This window comes from Bacillus cereus group sp. BfR-BA-01381 (assembly GCF_022663555.1).
Taxonomy (GTDB): Bacteria; Bacillota; Bacilli; order Bacillales; family Bacillaceae_G; genus Bacillus_A; species Bacillus_A pacificus.
On sequence record NZ_JAKUFR010000024.1, the window covers coordinates 30,629 to 54,053 of the forward strand.

Below are 23,425 nucleotides of genomic sequence, written 5' to 3' on the forward strand. Positions count from 1 at the left end.
CCAACTCCATTTTTTATTTCCATTATTCCCCTTTGAAAGCACGTTTAAGCTTTCCGAATAAACTATCATCCTGCTCTTCTTGTCCCGCAAATTCACGCAATAAATCTTTTTGATGTGAAGTTAATTTCGTCGGTACAACAACACGAACGACTACATATTGATCTCCTTGACCATATCCACGTACGTTCGGAGCACCTTTCCCTTTTAAGCGGAATTCTGTTCCTGTTTGTGTGCCTGCTGGAATTTTCAGCTTCACTTTCCCATGAACAGTAGGAACTTCCACTTCAGCACCAAGTGCCATTTGCGCGAATGTTAATGGCATTTCGCAAATAATGTGATCTCCTTCACGTTCAAAGAATTCATGATCTCTTACATGAACAACAACATATAAATCTCCTGCCGGTCCGCCATTTACGCCCGCTTCACCTTTTCCAGATACACGGATTTGTTGACCATTATCGATACCTGCTGGAATTTTAACGTTGATTTTTTTACGTTTACGTACTTTACCAGAACCGTGGCATGTCGTACATTTTTCTTTAATCATTTGACCAGTTCCTGAACAATGACCACAAGCTTGACGGTTTACGATACGACCAAATGGTGTATTTTGTTCTACACTTACTTGCCCTGATCCTGAGCAATGTTTACATGTTTCTTTTGAAGTTCCTGGTTTTGCCCCGCTACCTTTACAAGTATCACATGGATCTTCTACCGGAATCTCGACATTTAATTCTTTACCAAAAATCGCTTCTTCAAAATCTAAAGTGACTTGATATTGTAAGTCAGCACCTTGGCGCGGAGCATTTGGATCACGACGTCTGCCGCCACCGCCGCCAAAGAATGAACTAAAGATATCTTCAAAACCGAAGCCACCGCCGAAGTCTCCTCCGCCGCCAAAGCCACCGAAGCCTTGATTAGCACCAGCATGACCAAATTGATCATATTGCGCACGCTTTTGATCGTCGCTTAATACTTCGTATGCTTCTTGTACTTCTTTAAACTTTTCAATTGCATTTTCTTCTTTACTTACGTCTGGATGGTATTTTTTAGCCAAACGACGATACGCTTTTTTAATTTCATCTTTTGAAGCACCCTTGCTAAGTCCAAGGACCTCATAATAATCTCGTTTACTCATAAATTTACAACCCCCGAATCTTTCACATAAACGTAATTTTAACACCGAAAGAAAGTGCTTTGCAACAAAGTTTCCTCACTTACAGTATGCAAAGTTAAAAACTTAAGACCCTCACACATTCCTTCTCATTCGTGAAAAAAGCCAAAGCCAAGGCACGCTTGACTTTGACTTTTTGTCATCTTACTTATTATGTTTAAAGTTGAATTACTTATCTTCTTTTACTTCTTCAAACTCAGCGTCTACTACATTGTCTTTCTTCGCGCCAGCATCTTGTGCTCCTTGTGCACCTTCTGCTTGCCCTGCAGCTGCTTGAGCTTGCTCGTATAATTTAACAGTTAATTGTTGTACGATTTCTTGTAAAGCATCTTTTTTCGCACGGATTTCCTCAAGCTCGTTCTTCTCAATCGCAGCTTGTAATGCTTCTTTCGCTTCTGTTGCTTTTGCAACTTCAGCCGCATCCACTTTACCTTCTAAATCTTTTACAACTTTATCAGTTTGGAATACAAGTTGGTCAGCTTCGTTACGAAGTTCAACTTCTTCCTTACGTTTTTGGTCAGCGTCAGCATTTGCTTCTGCTTCTTGTACCATACGCTCTACCTCTTCATCAGAAAGACCTGAAGAAGATTGGATTGTAATAGCTTGCTCTTTGCTTGTTCCTAAATCTTTCGCACGTACGTTAACAATACCGTTTGCATCAATATCGAATGTTACTTCGATTTGTGGAATACCACGTGGTGCCGGTGGAAGGTCTGTTAATTGGAAACGACCTAACGTTTTGTTGTCAGCTGACATTGGACGCTCACCTTGTAATACGTGAATATCTACTGCTGGTTGGTTATCAGCAGCTGTTGAGAATACTTGTGACTTACTTGTTGGAATTGTAGTGTTACGCTCGATTAATTTCGTGAATACGCCACCCATAGTTTCAATACCTAAAGAAAGTGGAGTTACGTCTAATAATAGTACGCCTTCTACATCACCAGTAAGTACGCCACCTTGAACTGCAGCACCTAATGCTACAACTTCATCCGGGTTTACACCTTTATATGGTTCTTTACCAGTTTCACGTTTAATAGCTTCTTGTACAGCTGGGATACGAGTAGATCCACCAACAAGGATAACTTTATCTAATTCACTTGGAGCAAAACCAGCGTCTTTTAATGCACGGCGAGTTGGCTCTAATGTTCTTTCAACAAGACCTGCTGAAAGCTCTTCGAATTTCGCTCTTGTTAATGTTAATTCTAAGTGTAATGGACCAGCAGCTCCAGCACTAATGAATGGTAATGAAATTTGTGTTTGTGTTACACCAGAAAGATCTTTTTTCGCTTTTTCAGCTGCATCTTTCAGACGTTGAAGTGCCATTTTATCTTGGCTTAAATCAATGTTATTTTCTTTTTTGAACTCAGCTACTAAGTGGTCAATAATAACTTGGTCAAAGTCATCTCCACCAAGACGGTTGTCACCAGCAGTTGAAATAACTTCGAATGTTCCGTCTGCTAACTCAAGGATAGATACGTCAAATGTACCGCCACCTAAGTCATATACTAAGATTTTTTGCTCTTCATCTTGTTTCTCTAAACCGTAAGCAAGCGCTGCTGCTGTTGGTTCGTTAATGATACGCTCAACTTCTAAACCAGCGATACGACCAGCATCTTTCGTTGCTTGACGTTCTGCATCGTTGAAGTATGCAGGTACTGTAATAACAGCTTTCGTTACTGTTTCACCTAAGTATGCTTCAGCAGAAGCTTTTAGGTTTTGTAAAATGATTGCAGAAATTTCTTGAGGTGTATAATCTTTACCTTCAACTTCTACTTTGTAGTCTGTACCCATATGACGTTTAACAGACATGATTGTATTTGGGTTTGTAATTGCTTGACGCTTTGCAACTTCCCCAACTTGACGCTCTTCATTTTTGAAAGCTACAACAGAAGGTGTTGTACGGTTTCCTTCTGGATTTGGGATAACCTTTGGCTCTCCACCTTCCATAACAGCTACACAAGAGTTTGTTGTACCTAAGTCAATACCGATAATTTTACTCATGGCGAATCCTCCTACTTTTATGTAAATTATTGATTTACTTTTACCATTGACGGGCGAATCACACGGTCTTTTAGTTTATAACCTTTTTGGAATTCTTCAACTACCGCATTTGATTCAAATTCACTGTCTTCCACTTGCATAATAGCTTGGTGTTCATTAGGATCAAACTGTTTACCAACAGCTTCAATCACTTCAACACCTTCTTTATTCAACGCTTCTAGCAATTGACGATGCACCATTTCCATACCTTGTAACAAGGATTTCGTTTGCTCATCAGTTGCTTCCACTTGCATCGCTCTTTCAAAATTATCAAGAGCTGGCAAAATATCTGAAACTAGACTTTGTGCTCTATATTTTTCAGCAGCCTGTTTATCCATTTGGACACGGCGCTTATAATTTTCAAAATCAGCTTGTAGACGTAATGTGCGACCTTCCGTTTCCGTTAGTTTCGCTTGTAACTCATCTACTTTTTCTTGTAAAAGAGCAGCCTCACTTTTTTCTTCTACAGTTTCTGCACTGTTTTCTGGCGTGACAGCTTCTTCAACTTGCGCTTCTTTTACTTCTTCTACCACTTGTTCGTTACGCTCTTCCACAATATTCACCTCCTTAAAAGGTATTAGGTACTATGTTAAACACAATTACCTAAGCATTATATATTACACACAGCAATGAAAAGTTCATCACTTGAGCGAATGTATTACTCTCATTTACTTTTTAAGTCCATCTGTAAATTGTCTCGTAAATAACTGTAATAAACTAATTACCCGAGAGTATTGCATTCTTGTCGGACCTAAAATAGCAATTGTTCCAAGCTGTTCTTCTCCAATCGAATATGTTGCAGAAATCAAACTACAATCTTCCATGGCTGTCGCAGAGTTTTCCCTACCAATTTTCACTTGAATACCTACTTGTTTATGACGCAAAATATCATAAAACTCGGCTTCGTTATCAATCATTGTCAGCAAGGATCTTACTTTGTGAATGTCATGGAACTCTGGTTGCGAAAGCATATTTGCTTTTCCTCCAAAGTATATCTTTTCCGATAAAGGAACTTGAAATGTACCATCTAACATTTTTATTGCACTATCGTAATTATGAACATACCCGCGCAATACCGTAACAATCTCCTTAAAGATTTTATTATGGAGTTCCGACATTGGTACGCCCGATAGCTTTTCATTTAAAATATTAACCATTTTTTCTAAATCTGATAAATCAACAGATTCCGGAACGGTAATCGTTTTGCTTTGTACATGCCCTGTATCCGTTACAATAATAGCGACTGCAGTTTGACGATCAAGCGGAACAATTTGTACGTTTTTAAGTTTATTTGTGCTTAACTTCGGTCCAAGAACAATGGCCGTATAATTTGTAAGCTCTGATAAAATTTGAGCCGATTGTTGTGCAATCTTTTCAGCTTCAAAAATTCTTTCAGCAAACAAATCTTTAATTTGTACAATTTCATCTTTCGGTAAGTTTTGCGGCGCTAAAAGATGGTCTACATAAAATCGGTATCCTTTTTCAGAAGGAACACGTCCAGAAGAACTATGCGTTTTCTCAATAAATCCTAGTTCCTCTAAGTCGGCCATTTCATTTCGTATAGTAGCTGAACTAAATGTAATTTCATCTTTTTTAGCCAACGTCCTTGACCCAACAGGTTGCGCTGATCCAATAAAGTCATCAATAATTGTTTGTAAAATTAAGAGCTGACGTTCCGTAAGCATCTCATCATCACCTCTGTTAGCACTCTTTGTCTTCGAGTGCTAAATCTATTAATAACTTACCAAAATTGACATTCAATTGTCAACGGAAACGTCACGAAATAATGAAACTTTTTCACGTTAATGGAACATTTAATTAGTCAATCAAAAATGATTGGAATACTTCATTCCCTAATAATTTGCCTTTTCGCGTTAAACGAACATATCCATCGCTCTCTTCAAGCAATCCTTGTTCTTGGTTGTTTTGTAACTGCTTCGCGAAAACTTGATCCATTTCCATATTAAATTTCTTTTGAAACGCTATTTTAGATACACCTTTTGTTTTTCGGAGTCCTAAGAACAACTCTTCTTCCATTTTTTCTTTCTCCGTCACCACATGAACATCTAAATACGGAAATCCGGTTTCATCGATCTTATTGAAATATTGCTTGAGCGGCCCTACATTTTGGATACGTTCTCCATTTACATAACTATGCGCTCCAGCTCCAAATCCATAATACTCTTCATTATTCCAGTATGTGAGATTATGTCTACTTTCATTATTACCTTTTGAAAAATTACTAATTTCATACTGAGTATAGCCATGTTTCTCCATTTCATCCATTACCATTTCGTACATTTTCGCTTCATGATCTTCACCTGGAAGTCTTAATTTCCCTTTATTCATTAAGTTATAAAATACTGTTTTCGGTTCCACAATTAATGAATATGCCGAGAAATGTTGTACACCAAGCGTAAAAGCAATGTCTAATGTCTCTTTTACATCTTCTATCGTCTGCCCTGGCAGAGCATAAATAATATCTACATTTATATTTTTAAAGCCTACTTCCTGCGCTTCTCTAATTGCTACAAACGCATCTTCTCTCGTATGCTTACGTCCAATTTTCTCAAGCAATTCATCTCGAAATGTTTGCACCCCAAAACTAATTCGGTTCACTCCACCTTCTAGCAATACATTTAATTTCTCTTTCGGCAAATCACCTGGATTCGCTTCAAATGTTAATTCACAATTCGGGGCAAACGGACGTAAACGACGATTTATAATATCTAATAATTTCTTTGTCTGTTCCATATTTAATGCTGTTGGAGTTCCCCCGCCAACAAAAATCGTTTTCATACTATCAAACGGTACCTTTTGAACTGTATTTATTATTTCTTTCTCTAAATACTCTAAATATTGATCGACCGGCTGGCGTTCAATAAACACTTTATTAAAATCACAATAGTGACAAATATGCTGACAAAACGGAATATGAATATATGCAGCTTGCACCAAAAATAACTCCTACCTTTCTAAAAAGAAAACCTCCGCGCTCGGGAGGCTTCTTTTACTTCTCTAACGTATTACGAATTTGTTCCATTCGCATTTTTCCCCAATCATACATCATTTCAACGATTGGTAAAAGCGACATGCCTAATCCCGTCATATAATATTCCACTCGCGGTGGAATTTCTGGGTATACTGTTCGATCAACAATCCCATCTTCCATTAACTCTTTTAATTGGTTTGACAAAACTTTATGAGAAATGCTCGGAAATAATCGCTGTAATTCACTAAAACGATGAGGCCCTTCCACACCAAGATGCCACAATATTACAACTTTCCACTTTCCACTAATAATAGAAAGCGTCAATTCCTTTTCACAATTAAAATTGCCATTTTGTATTTTTTCTTGAATATCTTTTCGAATATTTTCGGACATTAACAAACTCCTAACTCTATATGAACTAAAAAGCTCTCTCACTATTGTAAATGAGAGCTACTCAGATGTCTAAAAAGTAATTATACGTAAAAAAGAAGCCGCATAAACGACTTCTTTTTTCATTCCAACTATTAGTTGTCATCCATTTTCAGTACAGCCATGAATGCTTCTTGCGGTACTTCTACAGAACCAACAGACTTCATACGTTTTTTACCTTCTTTTTGCTTATCAAGAAGTTTACGCTTACGAGAAATGTCACCACCGTAACATTTCGCAAGTACGTTTTTACGCATCGCCTTAATTGTAGAACGCGCTACAACTTTGTTTCCGATCGTCGCTTGAATTGGCACTTCGAACTGCTGTCTTGGAATTAAATCTTTTAATTTTTCTACAATCACTTTACCACGGTCATACGCTGAATCACGGTGTACGATAAATGATAGAGCATCGACTTGTTCATTATTTAAAAGAATATCCATTTTCACAAGTTTAGATGGTTTGTAACCAATTAACTCGTAATCAAATGATGCATATCCTTTCGTATTTGATTTCAACTGATCGAAGAAGTCATATACGATTTCTGATAATGGAATTTCATATGTCAATGTAACACGTGTTTCATCTAAATATTGCATATCAATAAACGTTCCACGTTTACCTTGGCAGATTTCCATTACAGCTCCAACATAGTCATTCGGAACCATAATTGAAGCCTTCACAAACGGCTCTTCTACACGATCGATAGACTGTGGATCTGGCATATTAGATGGGTTATCAACAATAACATCTTCACCGTTTGTTAAATAAACTTTATAAATAACGCTTGGCGCCGTTGTAATTAAGTCAATTTTAAATTCACGTTCAATACGCTCTTGAATGATTTCCATGTGAAGAAGTCCTAAGAAACCACAACGGAAACCAAATCCTAGCGCTTGAGATGTTTCTGGTTCAAACTCAAGAGCAGAATCGTTTAACTCTAACTTTTCTAATGCATCACGTAAGTCGTTGTAACGTGCAGAATCAATCGGATATAAACCACAGAATACCATTGGGTTTAATTTACGATAACCTGCTAACGGCTCAGCTGCTGGACGTTTCGCGTGTGTAATCGTATCACCAACGCGTGTATCACCAACATTTTTAATCGATGCTGCTAAGAAACCTACATCACCTACTGTTAACTCGTCACGTTGCGTAGTTTTCGGTGTAAATACACCTACTTCTGTTACTTCAAATTCTTTACCAGTTGCCATCATACGTACTTTATCGCCAACTTTTACCGTTCCATTTACAACACGGATATAAGCAATTACACCGCGGTACGGATCATATAAAGAGTCAAAAATCATACATTGTAAAGGCTCTTCAGAATCACCTGTTGGTGCTGGTACTTTTTCAACGATTTGTTCTAAAATATCTTCAATACCAATCCCAGCTTTTGCAGAAGCAAGTACAGCTTCTGATGCATCTAAACCAATTACATCTTCTACCTCTTGGCGTACACGCTCTGGGTCTGCACTTGGTAAGTCGATTTTATTAATAACCGGTAAAATTTCTAAATTGTTATCAAGCGCTAAGTATACGTTCGCTAACGTTTGCGCTTCAATACCTTGCGCTGCATCTACTACAAGAATCGCACCTTCACAAGCCGCTAAACTACGAGATACTTCGTACGTAAAGTCGACGTGTCCTGGTGTATCAATTAAGTGAAGAATATATTCTTCGCCGTCTTTTGCTTTATAGTTTAATTGTACTGCGTTTAATTTAATTGTAATACCACGCTCACGCTCTAAATCCATAGAGTCAAGCAACTGAGCTTTCATTTCACGTTGTGTTAACGCGTTTGTTTTCTCTAAAATACGGTCTGCTAACGTTGACTTTCCGTGGTCAATATGAGCAATGATAGAGAAATTACGAATTTTGGACTGTCTTTTTGCTCTTTCTTCTTTGTTCATCTATGTTCTCAACTCCTAATAGTCTCGCCAATATACACTAGCACTGATTATATCAATAGAGCAGCAAAGATTCAATGAAAACTCGTGCTGCTTACAATACAAATCATTCTATTTATATCTTATGCGAACAAACCATAAGAGACAAACCTTTTTCAAATTAAAAAACGGCTGTCTTACAAACCTGTAAAACAACCGTCCTCCGTTTGACTCTTAACTAAAAATCCCTCTTACTTTCCCAACAACTATATCTGTTCCAAACTTTGTTATTTCATAGGCAACGCTTGCTATCGCCATACCCATTCCTTCTACAATATTAAAACTTTTTAAGCTTTCTAATTGTTTTTGTTTTTCAGTAGCGGAAAACGAACCTTCCAAAGTTTCTGATTCAGCGGCCTCACCTTTTGTTCCTGTCATATGAGCAATTTGTTCATACGACATTTGCTGATAACCCTTCATACTTTTCAATCCATGATTTGCAAGTGCCACCCCTGCTATTACCATAAGTAAGCATATAGCCACACTACATATACATAAAAGCGAAAAGCGGCTTACATGATTATCGTCACTTCCCATCAATGTGTATATGCTCCTGTATTATCTTGGTCAATTTGATGATGCAGCGCTGCATTTAAACCACTTGCTATTACATTTGCCATATCCTCTATGAAGGCATCTACTTCTTTCGGAGTCACCATTAAATTATGACCAAGAGGAGATAACACTTCATAAATTAATTTTCTCTTCTCTTCATCTTCCAGTGTACCTACAGCACCTAAAAACATATTTCGGCTCTTTTCATCTGGCATATCCTCTTCTGTTAATTTTTTCTTTTCTCCAAATGTAAAACCAGCCGGTAACAAAGATCGGGAAGGTTTGTTCCCTTCTTTCATCTCCCGTCCAAAATGTTTCAAAATAAAATCAATTGTATCGCTTGTAATCGAAACGGCATCCACCACAGTCGGCACACCAATTGCGATAACAGGAATTCCTAATGTTTCTTTACTAAGTTCCTTACGTTTATTCCCAACACCCGACCCAGGGTGAATTCCTGTATCAGAAATTTGTATCGTACTATTTACCCTTTCAATAGAACGAGCAGCTAATGCATCAATTGCAATGACAAAGTCTGGCTTTGTCTTCTCAATGATTCCATAAATGACATCGCTCGTTTCAATTCCTGTAATCCCCATTACCCCCGGCCGAATTGCACTAACAGGCCTAAACCCTTCTTCTACACTTTCAGGCTGCAATTGAAACAAATGTCTCGTTACCAATACATTTTCTACAACTATCGGTCCAAGCGCATCCGGCGTTACATTCCAATTTCCAAGACCAACAATTAAACAACTCGCTTCTTTCGTAACGCCAACCTCTTCTAAGAAATAAGAAAATTCTTTTGCAAAAATACGCTCTACTTTTTGTTGCAGCTCCGTATCTTGTTGACGTATACCTTGTACTTCAAGCGTTAAATAATTTCCAGGTTTTTTACCCATCGATTCAGAGGCAGTTTCATCAATTGTAACTTTTGTAACGGTAATACCTTCTTCTTCCCTCTCTTTCACAATAACTCCTTGTATCCCTTTTTGCTCTTCTTGACGCTCTTGCAGCATTTGATGCGCCTCTACAGCAAGGTCCGTTCTAACACTATATTTACTTAAATCTAATGGTTCTTTCATCGTATCTCCTCCGTCATTCATAGTAAATATCGTTAGATTTCCCAAAGTTATATAAGGTCATTCTTTCCTTTACGTGAAATTTCATAGATATACTATTGCAATTCTCTTCACCGTTTGATAGAATATCACTTGTTCTATGTTAAGAATCGAGTCATTCGATTGCACCAGGGAGGTGAAAAGTATGGCAAACATCAAATCTGCTATCAAACGCGCTAAACTTAGCGAAGAGCGTCGTGCACATAACGCTTCTATCAAGTCTGACATGCGTTCTGCTGTTAAAACTGTAGAAGCTTTAGTTACTAATAACGATCTTGAAAATGCTAAAGAAGCTTTCAAAACTGCTTCTAAAAAACTTGACAAAGCAGCTCGTAAAGGTCTTATCCACCAAAACGCTGCAGCTCGTCAAAAATCTCGCTTAGCGAAACAAGTAAACGCGTAAGGCGTTTAAAAAACGATCCATTCGGATCGTTTTTTTATATACAAAAAAGTTCACGTTCTTAGCACGTGAACTTTTTTGTTTCATCACATATGATTTAACCGCATTAAGAAAAACTCAAGCACAAGTTTCTTATCCATTTTTCCCGTTTTCATACTATAATCAGCTTCCGCTAATTCTATTATCACTTTTTTTAATTCTTCAAAAGAGAAAAACTTCGTTTGATTCATCGCTAATTTTACACGATATGGATGCACACCAATATGGGACGCAATTTGATTTTGGCCGTAACCACGCTGCTGTAACTCTTTCACTTGATGCAGTAAACGGAATTGACTTACTAATAACGCAAGCAATTTAATAGGTTCCTCCTGTTGCGTAAATAATCCATCCAAAATTTGCATTGCACCTGCGATATCTTTTTTTACCACTTTTTCTGTCAAAGCAAACACATTTTGTTCAACTGATTTTGGCACAAGCTCTGCAACGAGTTTCGGTGTAATGTCTTCGCCCATACCGACATATAACGTTAACTTGTCCATTTCCTTCGCCAACATCGTTACATTACTTCCCACAAGCTCTAACAATAAACTAACAGCTGCATGATCAATATGCACATGCACTTCATCTGCCCGAGCAACAATCCACTTCTGAACATCCTGCACTTGCATTGCATTCGCTTCTACTACATCCGCTGTTTTCTTTAATAGTTTTGTAATTTTTTTTCGTTCATCCAGCTTTTCGTAAGGCGCAACAAAAACAAGAATAGAAAAGGGAGAAGGTTCCCCGATATATTCTTCTAAAATTTTTATATTTTGTTCTAACTTTTCTTTTTGTGAAGTTAAAAAGAGTGGTGATTTTATTAATAACACTTTACGTTCTCCGAAAAAAGGAAGTGTACGTGCATCCTCAATCACATCTTCTAAATATGCTTCTTCTAAATCATATGTCACAACATTAAACTCGCGATCTTCCTCTTCAAGCGCTTCTGTTGTAATAAGCTTTATCGTTTCATTTATAAAAAACTCTTCTGTTCCATACAGTAAATATAACGGAGCAAACTGCTTCTTTTTAATCTTTTTATGTATATCACTCATACTTTTTCCTACTCCCTAACTTGGCAATATATATTTATACTAATGCCCTAGCTTTTGTTTTACAAGTACAAAGGAACAGGCAATATAACCCGTCCCTTTATTTATATTAAACGCCACGCAATAAGCCCCGGGTTTCTTATTGGTGTGCGGTAATCACCTTCCCTTTATTATTCGCAATAAAAATTCGAGTATAAGTGCCAACTGTTAACATGCTTGGAAACAAAAACTCACGTTACTTCATGATCTAAAAGTAGTAAAAACGCTCTATTTCTCTTCATATGGAAATTGTAGATTTTTTTCTGACAATATTTTATACTAAAGTGGAATGTTGGGGAGGGATTCTAAATGAATGATTTTGAACAAAACGTTCAAAGTAAACGCAATGACGCTATTGATTCAGGGGTAGGATTTATCGTCTCATTTGGTTTTTTCGCAACACTTTTCATCATTGCAACTGTTATTAAATTTATCGGTTCTTAAAGACTGCTGCTTACTGGCAGTCTTTTTTATCTATTATGTGTTTCATCATATGTGATTTTGCTGAGAAAGGTTCCGTTTTCCCCTTTAAAAACATAGGAGATAGCCCCTTGCTTATCCGTACGCCATATTTCAATCCCCCTCTTCTCAAAACGCTCTATAACGTCCTTATGAGGGTGCCCATACCTATTACGCTCACCGACAGAAATAATCGCTATATTAGGCTGTATGACGCTCAGAAAAGGTGTTGTAGATGACGTATTACTCCCATGATGAGCAACCTTTAAAACATCCGCTCGCAACTCTGGATACGTAGCTACTAAAAACTTCTCGCCTTCTTCTTCTAAATCACCTGTAAACAACCACGTTAGTCCTCCTAATTTTGCCAACATTACAATTGAAGCGTTATTTTCACTGTTCTCCTTTCCTATTGGCGCTAATACGAAAAATTCCGCTCCATTTATGCTCCAACTTTCTCCTTCTCTCACTTCTCTTATTTTCACTTCCTTTTCTAAAGCCTGTTTCTTTACTATTTTTTCCAATTCCGCATCTTGTTCCTTTCGGCCAAATACAACTTCTTTTACGGTTATATTTGATAATAACTCTTGCGCAGCACCTATATGGTCCGCATCTCCATGCGTTATAATTAATTTATCGATCTTTTTAATACCTTCCTTTTGTAAATAAGGGATCAAAATATCATTTCCGACAGAAAATTCATGCTTTTTCCGTTGCCATTCTTCCTTGTTCGGACGAATTGTTCCACCAGTATCAATAAGGTAAATCTCTTGATCATACGGGAGGCGAATTAATATTGCATCTCCCTGTCCAACATCGAGAAAGGTAACACTCCCACTTTCTCGAAAATACGGATATACATAATGGCATGTACTAATAAAAAGAAATACACCCGCAGATATAAACAGAATCCCCTTTGCCATTCGCCTTTCCCAAACCATCAAGATACTAATAATACTCACGCAATATAAGGCTACAAGAAGTATAGGTGTTTGTCCGAAATTAAGACGGGTAAATGGTAAGTTTTCACAATAACTTAAAAAATCATTAGAAAGATTCAAACCTATTGATAGTACATTCGCAAGCCTTTTTGCAAGAAACGGGATGATCGGTATACATATCAAAATAACAATACTGCACGGCAATACAACGAGAGATAAAAACGGAACGTATAAGATATTTAAGAAAATACTATATGGAGAAAAATAACCGAAGTGATATAACAAAATCGGAGTACTAACGAGCTGTGAAATGAAAGAAATATAAATAGAATTTCGAATTACTCCATTACCACTCTCTAGTAAAAGCGGGGCAGATAAAAGTAAAGCAAAACTACCGACGAAAGAAAACTGAAAGCCAATATTAAACACGAGATATGGATCAAACATAAGCATACATATAGCTGTTATACTTAAAGCATCTAAGCTAGATAAACGAATAGAACACATAAAAGCAATTAACATGAAAACTCCTGTTATAGAAGCTCTTATAACAGATGGTGACGCTCCTGCTAAAATCATATATAGAGGAATGCAGAAGATAAGACATACTGTTGCTACCTCCCTTGTCACACCGCTTCTTAGCAAAATAAAATACACGATTACCATTAACAATACGATATGCGATCCTGAAATCGCCAACAAATGCACGAGACCGAATTGTTGATATTGCTCTTCAACTTCAAATGTCATTTGTTGTCTATCACCAAATACTAATGCATTCATAAAAGCGCCTGATTGCTCTGGAAACATTTCTGTAACTTCTGAGATTGCTTGTTGCCTCAAAAGAAGAATCCATTGCACGAGTGACAACGATGTTTTATGGCATTCAGAAATATATGTAGCGTCCAATATGAAATGAATATTTTGCTTATATAAATAATCACGATAATTAAACCCATGGAAATTCCGAGCTATTTGCGGTTCTTTCCTCTCACCTTCGAATACACATGATACTCCTGCATGTAATTGTCGCATTTGTTTCTTTTCCAAGGCTGATTTCATTTTGTAACTTAACTGCACTATATTTTTATTCTGATCTTCAACTTGAAATGAGAGGCGATCTCCGTTAATAAGAGGTGTATTATGTATCACTCCTCTTGTAGCTTCGTAGGACTCTCCCAGAGGCTTGTTTTGCCCTTGAACATACGTGGTGTACATAGCGCCACTTAAACACGCTACCATACAATAAAAGAAAGTTTTACGCGGAGTACGATACAAACAAAAGAAAACATTTAGAACGAGACAACAAGTCAGCCATACAACTGAAGAGGAGAAGGCAATTGCAATCCCTATTATAAATGAGATTGCAACATAGCCCCATTGTCCTTGCAACTCATACTCACTCCTTATAGCATCATTTTTGCTTTCGTGAATACATGCTGTAATTCTTCCATTGATAAGTTCTCTTTTTCTAAAGATGCAAATAGTTCTTTCAACTCCATATGACGCTTTTGATCCTCTAATGCTGCAATATCATATTCTAGTGGAACGTGTTTCACCGTTACATTCGCTTTTTCAAATAACTCTACGGCATACGGATGATTTTTATAATCCTGTGCATAATAAACTGCTGTAATACCACTTTGAATAATCGCCTTACAACATTGTAAACAAGGAAAATGCGTAACATAAATTTCCGCTTCCTCCGTTTTCACGCCAAATTTTGCACACTGTAATAAAGCATTCATTTCTGCATGAATTGTACGAACACAATGATTATCAATAACGTAGCATCCATCATCTATACAATGTACGCCACCTTTAATTGAACCATTATATCCACCAGCAATAATTCGTTTATCACGAACGATTGTCGCTCCTACTGCAAGCCTTGTACATGTACTACGTAAAGATAACAAATGGCTTTGCGTCATAAAATATTGATCCCATGAAATTCGTTCCATATTCTTCACCTACTTTTTTGTCTACTTGTAGTGTAGCGAATGAAGAAAAACTTCGTCAATCTTTTACGGAATAATAATTTGATCTTTTATTTTCTCCAAAGACTTCACACCAATCCCATCAATCTCTAACAAATCTTCTATTTTTTGAAACGGACCATGTTCCTCTCGATATTTCAAAATACTTTCTGCTTTCCGAGAACCAATACCTGTAATTTTTTCAAGTTGTTCTTTAGAAGCTGCATTTATTTGAATTTTTCCCTCTCCCTTTGAAACAGCAGCTACTTCTTGCACTTGTTCGTTTTTATTCGGTACGTAAAGAATCATTTGGTCTTGTACCATTTGTGCTAAATTTACCTTCATCCTATCTGCCTCAGGCAAAAAACCACCTGCTTTTTCAATAGCATCCTTGACCCGGTCCCCTTCTTTCATTTCATACACCCCCTCTTTAACAACAGCCCCTTTCATATCAATTACAATTATTTTTTTCTGCTGCTTTGTATCCGATATTTTCGGTTTACTTTTCTTCTCTATATCTTTCTCTTGAACATCCGTTGCAATAACTGATCGCTCTGTATGCTCGTTCGTTTTCCAAAAAAGAAGAAAAAGCACAGTTCCAATAATAGCTGCTAATCCTAACCATTTCTTTGGAAAATCCCACATCATTTTTCACCTCTAATCATAAATTTATAACATCATTCATATTGTTTAGGAGAAAGCTGTTACGAAGGAGGGATGAAACATTGAACATAGGAATTATAGGGACAGGAAACATGGGGAATATACTAATCGATGCATTTTTAGAAACCCGTGCTGTCAAACCTTCGTGCCTTACGATTATTAATCGAACGCCCGCCAAAGCATATCATATAAAGGAAAAACACCCTTCTGTTCATATAGCCAAAACTATTGATGAGGTAATCGAACGATCACATCTTATTTTTATTTGCGTAAAGCCGATAGATATATACCCGATCTTGCAAAAATACGCTGAACATTTTTCTGATGAAAAGTGCTTAGTTTCTATCACAAGTCCAATATCTCCATCACAATTAGAGACACTTGTACCTTGCCATGTTGCTCGTATTATTCCGAGCATTACAAACCGCGCCCTATCCGGCGCATCACTATTTACATTTGGAAGTAACTGCTCTGAAGAATGGCAACAAAAACTATTTCGCTTATTCAAAAACATTTCTACTCCCCTTGTAATAGAAGAAGATATAACGCGCGTTTCATCTGATATAGCAAGCTGCGGCCCCGCATTCTTTAGTTATTTATTACAATGTTTCATTAATGCTGCTGTAGATAAAACAAATATTACACATGAAGAAGCCACTACTTTAGTAAGTGAAATGGTCGTTGGAATGGGGAAACTACTCGAAAAAGGGATTTTCACATTGCCTACTTTACAAGAAAAAGTATGTGTAAAAGGCGGCGTTACAGGAGAAGGCATTCGGGTTTTAGAAGAACATGTTGGGGATATGTTTCATAAATTAATCGAGCGGACACACGAGAAATTTGATGAAGATTTAAAATGCGTTGATCAGCAATTCAATAAACACACATAATAAATACGTCATCGTCATTCCAAATCCTTTTTATAAATACTTAATTTTTCACATTACATTTTTACTTAAACTAGCATTTTCACAATTCACGTATGTCATTTTCTTATTATCCTAGAACTTAAATTACAGCTTCTTCACAAAATAAAAGCAACCTTCTCGGTTGCTTTTATTTTATCCGTTTTTCTTCGCCATGAAGAAAATACGCTCTGTTTGTTCTGTAACTTCAAGTCGCTCAAAGTCACCAGTTACACGAAGCACTGTAAAACCAGCTCCTTCAAGCCATTTCGTTAACTCTTCAACCGGATATGCACGTTGTACGTGACATTCATCAAAACGATGGTACACATCTTCTTCTGGGTCTTGAACAAAGAATGTTAAATCATGTTCTACACTGTTTGAATCTTCACCAGGGAAGCAATTCCAAATAAGAGATATTTCTTCTCCATTCACTGTGTATGTTTCATTTTGAAATACATGATGTATTTTATATAAAGAATGTACATCAAATAAAAACAAACCATCTTGACGTAAATGATGAAACACTCTTCGGAATGTTTCTTGCACTCCATCTTCTTGCAATACATAGTTTAATGAATCACAAAAGATCGTTACACAGTCAAACTCACCTGGAACATCAAGCTCTCGCATGTCTTGTTGGTAAAAAGGAATAAAATATCCTGCCTCGCCTAGTTTTTGCTGTGCGACTGCTAACATTTCTTCCGAAAGATCGACACCGATTACATCGTAACCCTTTTGTACAAGCGGAAGCGTTACATTACCAGTACCGCATGCTACATCAAGAATCTTCGCCTCTTTCATATCCGCTTGCTGTAAGCTTTCCTCTGTGAATTCCACCCATTTATCATAAGGGACATCATTCATTAGTTCATCGTACAGCAACGCAAATTGCTCGTAGTTCATTGGCCTAACTCTTCTGTAATATCTTCACGTGGCACATCGCCCCATAGACGCTCTAAATTATAGTGATTACGCTCATCTTTATGGAATACATGAGCAACTACATCTCCAAGGTCAACTAATACCCAGCGAGCTTCGTCAAATCCTTCCATACGTTGCACGTCGATTTGGAACTCGTGTGCTTTCGCTTTAATTTCACGTGCAATTGCTTGCACTTGCTTATCTGAGTTACCGTGACAAATAATGAAATAATCTGCAATTGGTGAAATACCTTGCATATTTAGGACAACCATATCTTCTGCTCTCTTATCATCAGCTGCTTTTGCTGCTAATACTAATAAATCTTTATCTTTCATTTACTCATTTCCTCCTTGATAACTGCATTGTATGTTTGGAATGTTAATGGATAAATCGTTTGATCTTTTTCCATTAAAAATTGAATTGTTCTCTTTAGCGCAAATAATAAAGCTTGATCTATATCCGTATATGCGAGTTTACGAGCTTCCTCCACCCCTGGAAACTTTCGCCCAGGCTCAATGTAATCAGCTACATAAATTACTTTATCTAACATCGTCATTTTCTCATGACCACTTGTATGATATGTAATAGCTTGCAGGATTTCAGGATCTGTAATACCTACTTCTTTTTCTACTAAGTATGCCCCAACAGGTGCATGCCATAACTCTTTGTTATAACAAAGTAAATCTTTCGGCAAACCTTCACTTTTAATGATCTCTTCCATCTCTGAAATCGCTCTACACTTCGCATAATCATGAAATATAGCTGCAACTTCAGCCTTTTTTTCATCCACACCGTATAACTTAGCAAGTTCAATTGCTGTTTCCATTACACCAATTGTGTGTATATAACGTTTTTCATGCATTTGTTGTTTGACAATATGAAGTGCTTTCTCACGATTCATACAACCCATTCCTCTCGATATATACCTGTACTTTTTCAGGAAGTAAATATTTACATGTTTTCTTCTCTTTATATCTCTCACGTAATAAAGATGAAGAAACAGCAAATTCCGGAATTTCCACAATGGTGATAGGATAAGGTGTATGCAATGTATACCCAGGTCTTGCAACCCCAACAAACGTTACAAGATCAAGTAACATTTCAATGTTATACCACTTCGGTAAATACTCAACCATATCTCCACCAATAATAAAATGAAACTGCACATCCGGATGCTTCTTCGTCAATTGTAGCATAGTGTCATACGTATAAGATGGGCCCTTCCTGCTTAGCTCTTCTAAACAAATAGAAAAATGTTTCTCTGCCTCAGTCGCAAGCTCTAACATTTGTAAACGACTTTCTACACTTGTAATATTCCGCCCTTGTTTATGCGGCGGAATTTGGTTCGGTAAGAACCATACTTCTTCTAAATTCAAAGCATGATATACTTCATTTGCAATGAGCAAATGTCCATAATGTGGCGGATCAAATGTACCGCCAATGATGCCAATTTTCCTCAAAAGAAACGCCCCTTCCTTTTACGTACAGCAACTCTCTTCATTCCTAACAGAAGAGAGTTGCTATTAATAAAAGTTCAATTGGTTTCGCTCTCTACATCATTACGCATCAACGATAAAAATAGCGCATGCTAATCTTTTTATCGAGGAAGCTTAATTTGTTTATTTTCTCTTGACTCTTTGTATAAAACGATTGTGCTTCCAATTACTTGAACGATTTCAGCACGTGCACCTTTTGCAAGTTCTTCGGCAACTTCACGGCGATCGAATTCACAGTTTTGTAGCACACTTACTTTAAATAGCTCACGAGCTTCTAAAGTATCTGCGATTTGTTTAATCATATTTTCATTTACTCCGCCTTTTCCTACTTGAAAAATTGGTGTTAAATGATGTGCCTGTGCACGTAAAAATCTTTTTTGTTTTCCTGTTAACATATATGTTAGCCTCCAAGCTTTCTTATAACTAATTGTTTCATTCGTTCGATATTTGGCGTGCGCCCTGTCCACATTTCAAATGCAAGCGCTCCTTGATAAACAAACATATCAATACCATTTTGAATCATTGCACCTTGCTCTTTCGCCTCACATAAAATTTTCGTTTCAAATGGGTTATAAATTATATCTGATACAATCGTTCCCTTTTTCAACGAAGAAATTTGTAACGGCGTATGTTCGACGCGTGGATGCATACCTATTGTTGTCGTCTGAATGATAATATCATAATTCTCTTGTTCTTCTGTTGCTTTCTCTAGCGATAGAGCAACAGAATGGACAGTAGCCGTACATGCAGCAAGAAGTTCTTTCGCCTTATCTACTGTACGATTCGCTACATCAATCTCTTTCACACCTACATCAGCAAGTGAAAAATAAATAGCTCGACTAGCACCACCTGCGCCAAGCAATAAAATACGTTTCTCTTGAAGTGGTTCACTACTAATTGACTGTAGCGCTCGGACAAAACCAATTCCATCTGTATTGTAGCCAATCAATTTTCCATCCTTATGAACCACCGTATTTACTGCACCAATTTGTTTTGCTAGCGGGTCAATCTCATCCAAATAATCCATAATCGCAACTTTGTGCGGAGTTGTTACATTAAATCCTGAAATACCTAACGCTTTTAAACCTCTTACTGCTTCCCCTAGCACTTCCTCTTTAACAAGAAAGGCATGATAATGGGCATCCATATTCAAGTGTTCAAATGCATCGTTATGCATAACGGGTGATAATGAATGTCCAATTGGATTTCCGATTACACCATATAATTGTTTCATAAATCCCTCTCCATATTAAATTAAAGATTTACGCAATGAAACACTTACTCCTTTTGGTACGTGTGCAACAATTTTTGCTCCCGGTTCGTTCACAGTAACCCACCCTAATCCAGAGAATACAACATCCGTTTTTGGTTCACGAATATTAAACTCGTATTTCACTAGCTCTGGCATATTTTCTAATTCTTCTGGTGTTGGCGGGCTTAGTAAATCCCCTGCATGATTTTTATACAATTCATCTGCTTTCTCAAGCTTTGTACGATGGATTGTTAAACGATTTGAGAAGTGACAAGTAAATGCGCGACGACCGCCACTTACGTAATCAAAACGTGCCAGTCCGCTAAAGAACAATGTTTGTTCTTCATTTAATTGGAATACCATTGGCTTAATTTCTTTTGTTGGTGTAATAAGCTTTAAGCTTTGTTTTCCAACATAATGAGCCATTTGATGGTGGTTAATAATACCTGGCGTATCATATAAAGAAGATTCTTCGTCTAACGGGATATCAATTAAATCAAGCGTTGTTCCTGGGAAATGAGATGTTGTAATTACATTTTCAGTCTCATCACTAAATTCTTTAATCATACGATTAATAAATGTTGATTTCCCTACATTTGTACATCCAACAACGTAAACATCTTTTCCGCCGCGGTAATACTCAATCGCATCTGCCAGCTCAGCAATCCCTTGTCCCTTTGCTGCACTAATTAAAAAGACATCTTCTGGCTTTAATCCTAGCTGCTTTGCACTATAGCGCATCCAATGCTTTACTTTATCATGTTTTACTGACTTAGGAATTAAATCAGCTTTATTCCCAACAAGTAATACTTTATTATTTCCCACGAAACGATGTAAGCCAGGTAACCAGCTACCATTAAAATCAAAAATATCTACAATCTTAACTACTAACGCATCTGATTTTCCAATACCGTTTAGAATACGTAGGAAATCATCATCTGTTAATGATACATCTTGAATTTCGTTATAATGTTTCAATCGAAAACAACGTTGACAAATGACTTGTTCTTTTTCTAAAGATGAGGCAGGAGCATATCCCACTTCATTTTTATCTTCTGTTTGAATTTCTACACCGCACCCAATACATTTAATTGTTTCAGTCAAACTTTATTCCTCCCAGTTAATTAAACCTTTTTTCTTCATGTTTCTCATAATTCTTCGCTCAATTTTTCGATTAAAGCGCGTTACTAATCCGTCCGTTTGTGCTACTGGTACAACTAAAATTGTATGAAGTCCAACTCGGTTTCCACCTAGCACATCCGTTAGTAATTGATCTCCAATTACTACAACTTCATCTGGCTGCAACTGCATCTCTTGTATCGCACGCTTAAACGCACGGACAAATGGCTTACGTGCACTATGAATAAATGGAATGCCTAATGGATCAGCAAAGTCTTTCACTCGTTGCTCATTATTATTTGAAACGACCGTTACTTGAATGCCTTGCTCTTTCATTTTCAAAAACCATTCTTCAAGTTGTGGCGTTGCATTTGGACGATCCCATTCAATTAAAGTGTTATCTAAATCAGTAATAACACCTTTAATTCCACGTTTTTTCAAATCTTCTGGTTGAACATGATATACATTTTTCACATATTCATTTGGTAAAAATAGTTTCAATTTCTTTCACCTCTTTGAGGAGTTTTCATAAAAATTTTTCGACAACATATTTCGATATATGGCCTGTGGATAAAATTGTACACATTTTCCACATTAATTTTTCAGTTAATTTGGAATTTACTAACAATCTATACACATTTTATCCACCTAGGTATGTGGATAACCACTCGTTTGTGACTGTCATATTTTTTTGGTACATTAAATGCAACAACGAATCAATCCTTATATTATTAGGAGGTGACTCACCTTGAAAACAAAACATATGGAACAGTTATCTACTGAGTTACTCACTGAGTCTTATTATAAAGCAAAAGAACTAAAATTAAATCCCGACTTCATTTTACTTATAAAACAAGAAATTATTAGACGCTCATTAGAGGACAAGCTTGTCAAATCGTCTTGATTACATATAAAGTGAAATTTCAAGTAACTAACTTGTAAAAAGAGCCATCCTGCGATGGCTCTCGAATAAACAAGTACTCCCATCTAGGGAATTTCATCATTACGCATCTTTGTCCATAAATCTTACTTACAGTTATGAAATCTTTTTTACTTATGAGCCAATCGAGTAGCAATCTTTTCACCAAGGCGAAGCTCTTGTCCACTCTTCAATTCTTGCACTACTTCTATCATATCTTTTTCAAACAATAACACAACTGTTGAACCGAATGTAAAGTATGCCATTTCTTCACCTTTTTGAACAGTGTCTCTTTCATGCAGCAGCTCAATACTATTTACAAACATAGCTCCTACTTTTACAAGCGCCATATGTTCACCGTCACTATTCACTTCTGTAACAGAACGATAATTTTTGGACAATGGTTCTTTCCCGTATTCCATACCAGCTGCATTTACCGGATATGATTTTCTACCGAGTACAAATCTTTCAGTCACAGAACCAGAAAGCGGACTATGAATACGATGATAATGACTTGGGCTTAAATAAATAACCATGTATGTACCACCTGCATATCGCTGTGCACGTTCTTCATTACCTAGCATATCCACAATCGAATAACGCTTGCCTTTAATATCAAATGTTTTTGTGTCCTCAATAGGACCGTGATCAGCAAAAACACCATCAACAGGACTAACAATACTCGATGCATCTGTATCAATACTACGCTTTCCTTCTTTTAGCTTACGCGTAAATAATTCATGCAATGTTCTATATTCCTTCAAACCCTTTTCCATCTCATCTTGATTAATTTGAAACACTTTCGCATACGATGGAATAATGATAGAGCTTAAACGAGATTGTGCAAATTTACGTAATATATAAGAAGTAAAACGACCATTTGTAAGTTCGATCATAAGTCGATATAATGTACGTCGCAAATTGCGGAACCTCCTAATTAGTCTATAACTTTAGCTTCCCCTTCTT

Annotated in this window: 26 protein-coding genes; 4 read left to right on the forward strand and 22 right to left on the reverse strand. The window is 36.9% G+C overall.

The genetic code is table 11. From position 1 onward, the window contains the following. Positions 1-22: 22 nt before the first annotated feature. From dnaJ to gpr, 9 genes are all read right to left on the reverse strand, one after another. Positions 23-1,138: a chaperone protein DnaJ gene (gene dnaJ / locus MR079_RS10770; RefSeq protein ID WP_071757255.1), complete on the reverse strand. Its 1,116-nt coding sequence runs from the start codon at positions 1,136-1,138 to the stop codon at positions 23-25. A 204-nt stretch (positions 1,139-1,342) separates the two neighbouring features. After that, positions 1,343-3,178, reverse strand: a complete 1,836-nt coding sequence (gene dnaK / locus MR079_RS10775) for a chaperone protein DnaK (RefSeq protein ID WP_000034700.1) — start codon at positions 3,176-3,178, stop codon at positions 1,343-1,345. A 26-nt stretch (positions 3,179-3,204) separates the two neighbouring features. Continuing rightward, the gene (gene grpE / locus MR079_RS10780) at positions 3,205-3,771 is read right to left on the reverse strand and encodes a nucleotide exchange factor GrpE (RefSeq protein ID WP_048550889.1); all 567 of its coding nucleotides are present in this window, start codon (positions 3,769-3,771) and stop codon (positions 3,205-3,207) included. Positions 3,772-3,885: 114 nt separating this feature from the next. Then, the gene (gene hrcA, locus MR079_RS10785) at positions 3,886-4,902 is read right to left on the reverse strand and encodes a heat-inducible transcriptional repressor HrcA (RefSeq protein WP_061687119.1); all 1,017 of its coding nucleotides are present in this window, start codon (positions 4,900-4,902) and stop codon (positions 3,886-3,888) included. A 133-nt stretch (positions 4,903-5,035) separates the two neighbouring features. Further along, entirely contained in the window at positions 5,036-6,175 is a 1,140-nt protein-coding gene (gene hemW / locus MR079_RS10790; RefSeq protein WP_016718498.1) for a radical SAM family heme chaperone HemW, read from the reverse strand. Positions 6,176-6,227: 52 nt separating this feature from the next. Then, positions 6,228-6,602 (reverse strand): winged helix-turn-helix transcriptional regulator, encoded by a 375-nt coding sequence (locus MR079_RS10795; protein WP_139866624.1) that lies wholly within the window; start codon positions 6,600-6,602, stop codon positions 6,228-6,230. Positions 6,603-6,733: 131 nt separating this feature from the next. Then, entirely contained in the window at positions 6,734-8,557 is a 1,824-nt protein-coding gene (gene lepA, locus MR079_RS10800; protein WP_029439954.1) for an elongation factor 4, read from the reverse strand. Positions 8,558-8,767: 210 nt separating this feature from the next. Beyond that, positions 8,768-9,130 (reverse strand): YqxA family protein, encoded by a 363-nt coding sequence (locus tag MR079_RS10805; protein WP_139867101.1) that lies wholly within the window; start codon positions 9,128-9,130, stop codon positions 8,768-8,770. Further along, positions 9,130-10,233: a GPR endopeptidase gene (gene gpr / locus MR079_RS10810; protein WP_139866622.1), complete on the reverse strand. Its 1,104-nt coding sequence runs from the start codon at positions 10,231-10,233 to the stop codon at positions 9,130-9,132. The genes MR079_RS10805 and gpr overlap by 1 nt, the downstream gene beginning before the upstream one ends. Positions 10,234-10,414: 181 nt before the next feature. Between gpr and rpsT the strand changes: the two genes are divergently transcribed. After that, positions 10,415-10,672 (forward strand): 30S ribosomal protein S20, encoded by a 258-nt coding sequence (rpsT, locus tag MR079_RS10815; RefSeq protein WP_001274011.1) that lies wholly within the window; start codon positions 10,415-10,417, stop codon positions 10,670-10,672. An 83-nt stretch (positions 10,673-10,755) separates the two neighbouring features. Here the strand turns inward: rpsT and holA are convergent, their stop codons facing one another. Then, on the reverse strand, positions 10,756-11,766 hold the full coding sequence (gene holA, locus MR079_RS10820; RefSeq protein WP_242293986.1) for a DNA polymerase III subunit delta: 1,011 nt from the start codon (positions 11,764-11,766) through the stop codon (positions 10,756-10,758). A 345-nt stretch (positions 11,767-12,111) separates the two neighbouring features. Between holA and MR079_RS10825 the strand changes: the two genes are divergently transcribed. After that, positions 12,112-12,246, forward strand: coding sequence for a YqzM family protein (locus MR079_RS10825; RefSeq protein WP_000997609.1), 135 nt, complete (start codon positions 12,112-12,114; stop codon positions 12,244-12,246). A gap of 26 nt (positions 12,247-12,272) precedes the next feature. On the opposite strand, the gene MR079_RS10830 is transcribed toward MR079_RS10825, so the two are convergent. From MR079_RS10830 to MR079_RS10840, 3 genes are all read right to left on the reverse strand, one after another. Continuing rightward, positions 12,273-14,594: a DNA internalization-related competence protein ComEC/Rec2 gene (locus MR079_RS10830; protein ID WP_139866618.1), complete on the reverse strand. Its 2,322-nt coding sequence runs from the start codon at positions 14,592-14,594 to the stop codon at positions 12,273-12,275. 14 nt (positions 14,595-14,608) lie between these two features. After that, the gene (locus tag MR079_RS10835; protein WP_000439783.1) at positions 14,609-15,166 is read right to left on the reverse strand and encodes a ComE operon protein 2; all 558 of its coding nucleotides are present in this window, start codon (positions 15,164-15,166) and stop codon (positions 14,609-14,611) included. Positions 15,167-15,229: 63 nt separating this feature from the next. Beyond that, on the reverse strand, positions 15,230-15,829 hold the full coding sequence (locus MR079_RS10840) for a helix-hairpin-helix domain-containing protein (protein ID WP_041184493.1): 600 nt from the start codon (positions 15,827-15,829) through the stop codon (positions 15,230-15,232). A gap of 77 nt (positions 15,830-15,906) precedes the next feature. On the opposite strand from MR079_RS10840, the gene comER reads away from it, so the two are divergent. Then, positions 15,907-16,734 (forward strand): late competence protein ComER, encoded by an 828-nt coding sequence (gene comER / locus MR079_RS10845; RefSeq protein ID WP_001020541.1) that lies wholly within the window; start codon positions 15,907-15,909, stop codon positions 16,732-16,734. Between the two features lie 171 nt (positions 16,735-16,905). On the opposite strand, the gene MR079_RS10850 is transcribed toward comER, so the two are convergent. From MR079_RS10850 to MR079_RS10885, 8 genes are all read right to left on the reverse strand, one after another. Further along, positions 16,906-17,655 (reverse strand): class I SAM-dependent DNA methyltransferase, encoded by a 750-nt coding sequence (locus MR079_RS10850; RefSeq protein ID WP_139866616.1) that lies wholly within the window; start codon positions 17,653-17,655, stop codon positions 16,906-16,908. Next, positions 17,652-18,008 carry a ribosome silencing factor gene (gene rsfS / locus MR079_RS10855; RefSeq protein WP_000653200.1) on the reverse strand — a complete coding sequence of 119 codons (357 nt, stop codon included), beginning with the start codon at positions 18,006-18,008 and terminating at the stop codon, positions 17,652-17,654. The genes MR079_RS10850 and rsfS overlap by 4 nt, the downstream gene beginning before the upstream one ends. Further along, positions 18,005-18,574 (reverse strand): bis(5'-nucleosyl)-tetraphosphatase (symmetrical) YqeK, encoded by a 570-nt coding sequence (gene yqeK, locus MR079_RS10860; protein WP_087954261.1) that lies wholly within the window; start codon positions 18,572-18,574, stop codon positions 18,005-18,007. Before yqeK ends, rsfS begins: the two co-directional genes overlap by 4 nt. Beyond that, positions 18,564-19,133: a nicotinate-nucleotide adenylyltransferase gene (gene nadD, locus MR079_RS10865; RefSeq protein WP_139866614.1), complete on the reverse strand. Its 570-nt coding sequence runs from the start codon at positions 19,131-19,133 to the stop codon at positions 18,564-18,566. The genes yqeK and nadD overlap by 11 nt, the downstream gene beginning before the upstream one ends. A 137-nt stretch (positions 19,134-19,270) precedes the next feature. Continuing rightward, positions 19,271-19,564 (reverse strand): ribosome assembly RNA-binding protein YhbY, encoded by a 294-nt coding sequence (gene yhbY / locus MR079_RS10870; protein ID WP_000955224.1) that lies wholly within the window; start codon positions 19,562-19,564, stop codon positions 19,271-19,273. 5 nt (positions 19,565-19,569) lie between these two features. Beyond that, positions 19,570-20,403: a shikimate dehydrogenase gene (gene aroE / locus MR079_RS10875; RefSeq protein WP_139866613.1), complete on the reverse strand. Its 834-nt coding sequence runs from the start codon at positions 20,401-20,403 to the stop codon at positions 19,570-19,572. A 15-nt stretch (positions 20,404-20,418) separates the two neighbouring features. Continuing rightward, positions 20,419-21,525, reverse strand: coding sequence for a ribosome biogenesis GTPase YqeH (yqeH, locus tag MR079_RS10880; protein WP_000140795.1), 1,107 nt, complete (start codon positions 21,523-21,525; stop codon positions 20,419-20,421). Positions 21,526-21,528: 3 nt separating this feature from the next. Next, positions 21,529-22,041: a YqeG family HAD IIIA-type phosphatase gene (locus tag MR079_RS10885; protein ID WP_000765309.1), complete on the reverse strand. Its 513-nt coding sequence runs from the start codon at positions 22,039-22,041 to the stop codon at positions 21,529-21,531. Positions 22,042-22,288: 247 nt separating this feature from the next. Between MR079_RS10885 and sda the strand changes: the two genes are divergently transcribed. Continuing rightward, the gene (gene sda, locus MR079_RS10890; RefSeq protein WP_000850094.1) at positions 22,289-22,444 is read left to right on the forward strand and encodes a sporulation histidine kinase inhibitor Sda; all 156 of its coding nucleotides are present in this window, start codon (positions 22,289-22,291) and stop codon (positions 22,442-22,444) included. 146 nt (positions 22,445-22,590) lie between these two features. Here sda and MR079_RS10895 read toward each other — a convergent pair whose 3' ends face one another. Then, entirely contained in the window at positions 22,591-23,379 is a 789-nt protein-coding gene (locus MR079_RS10895) for a phosphatidylserine decarboxylase (RefSeq protein ID WP_001254997.1), read from the reverse strand. Between the last annotated feature and the right edge of the window lie 46 nt (positions 23,380-23,425).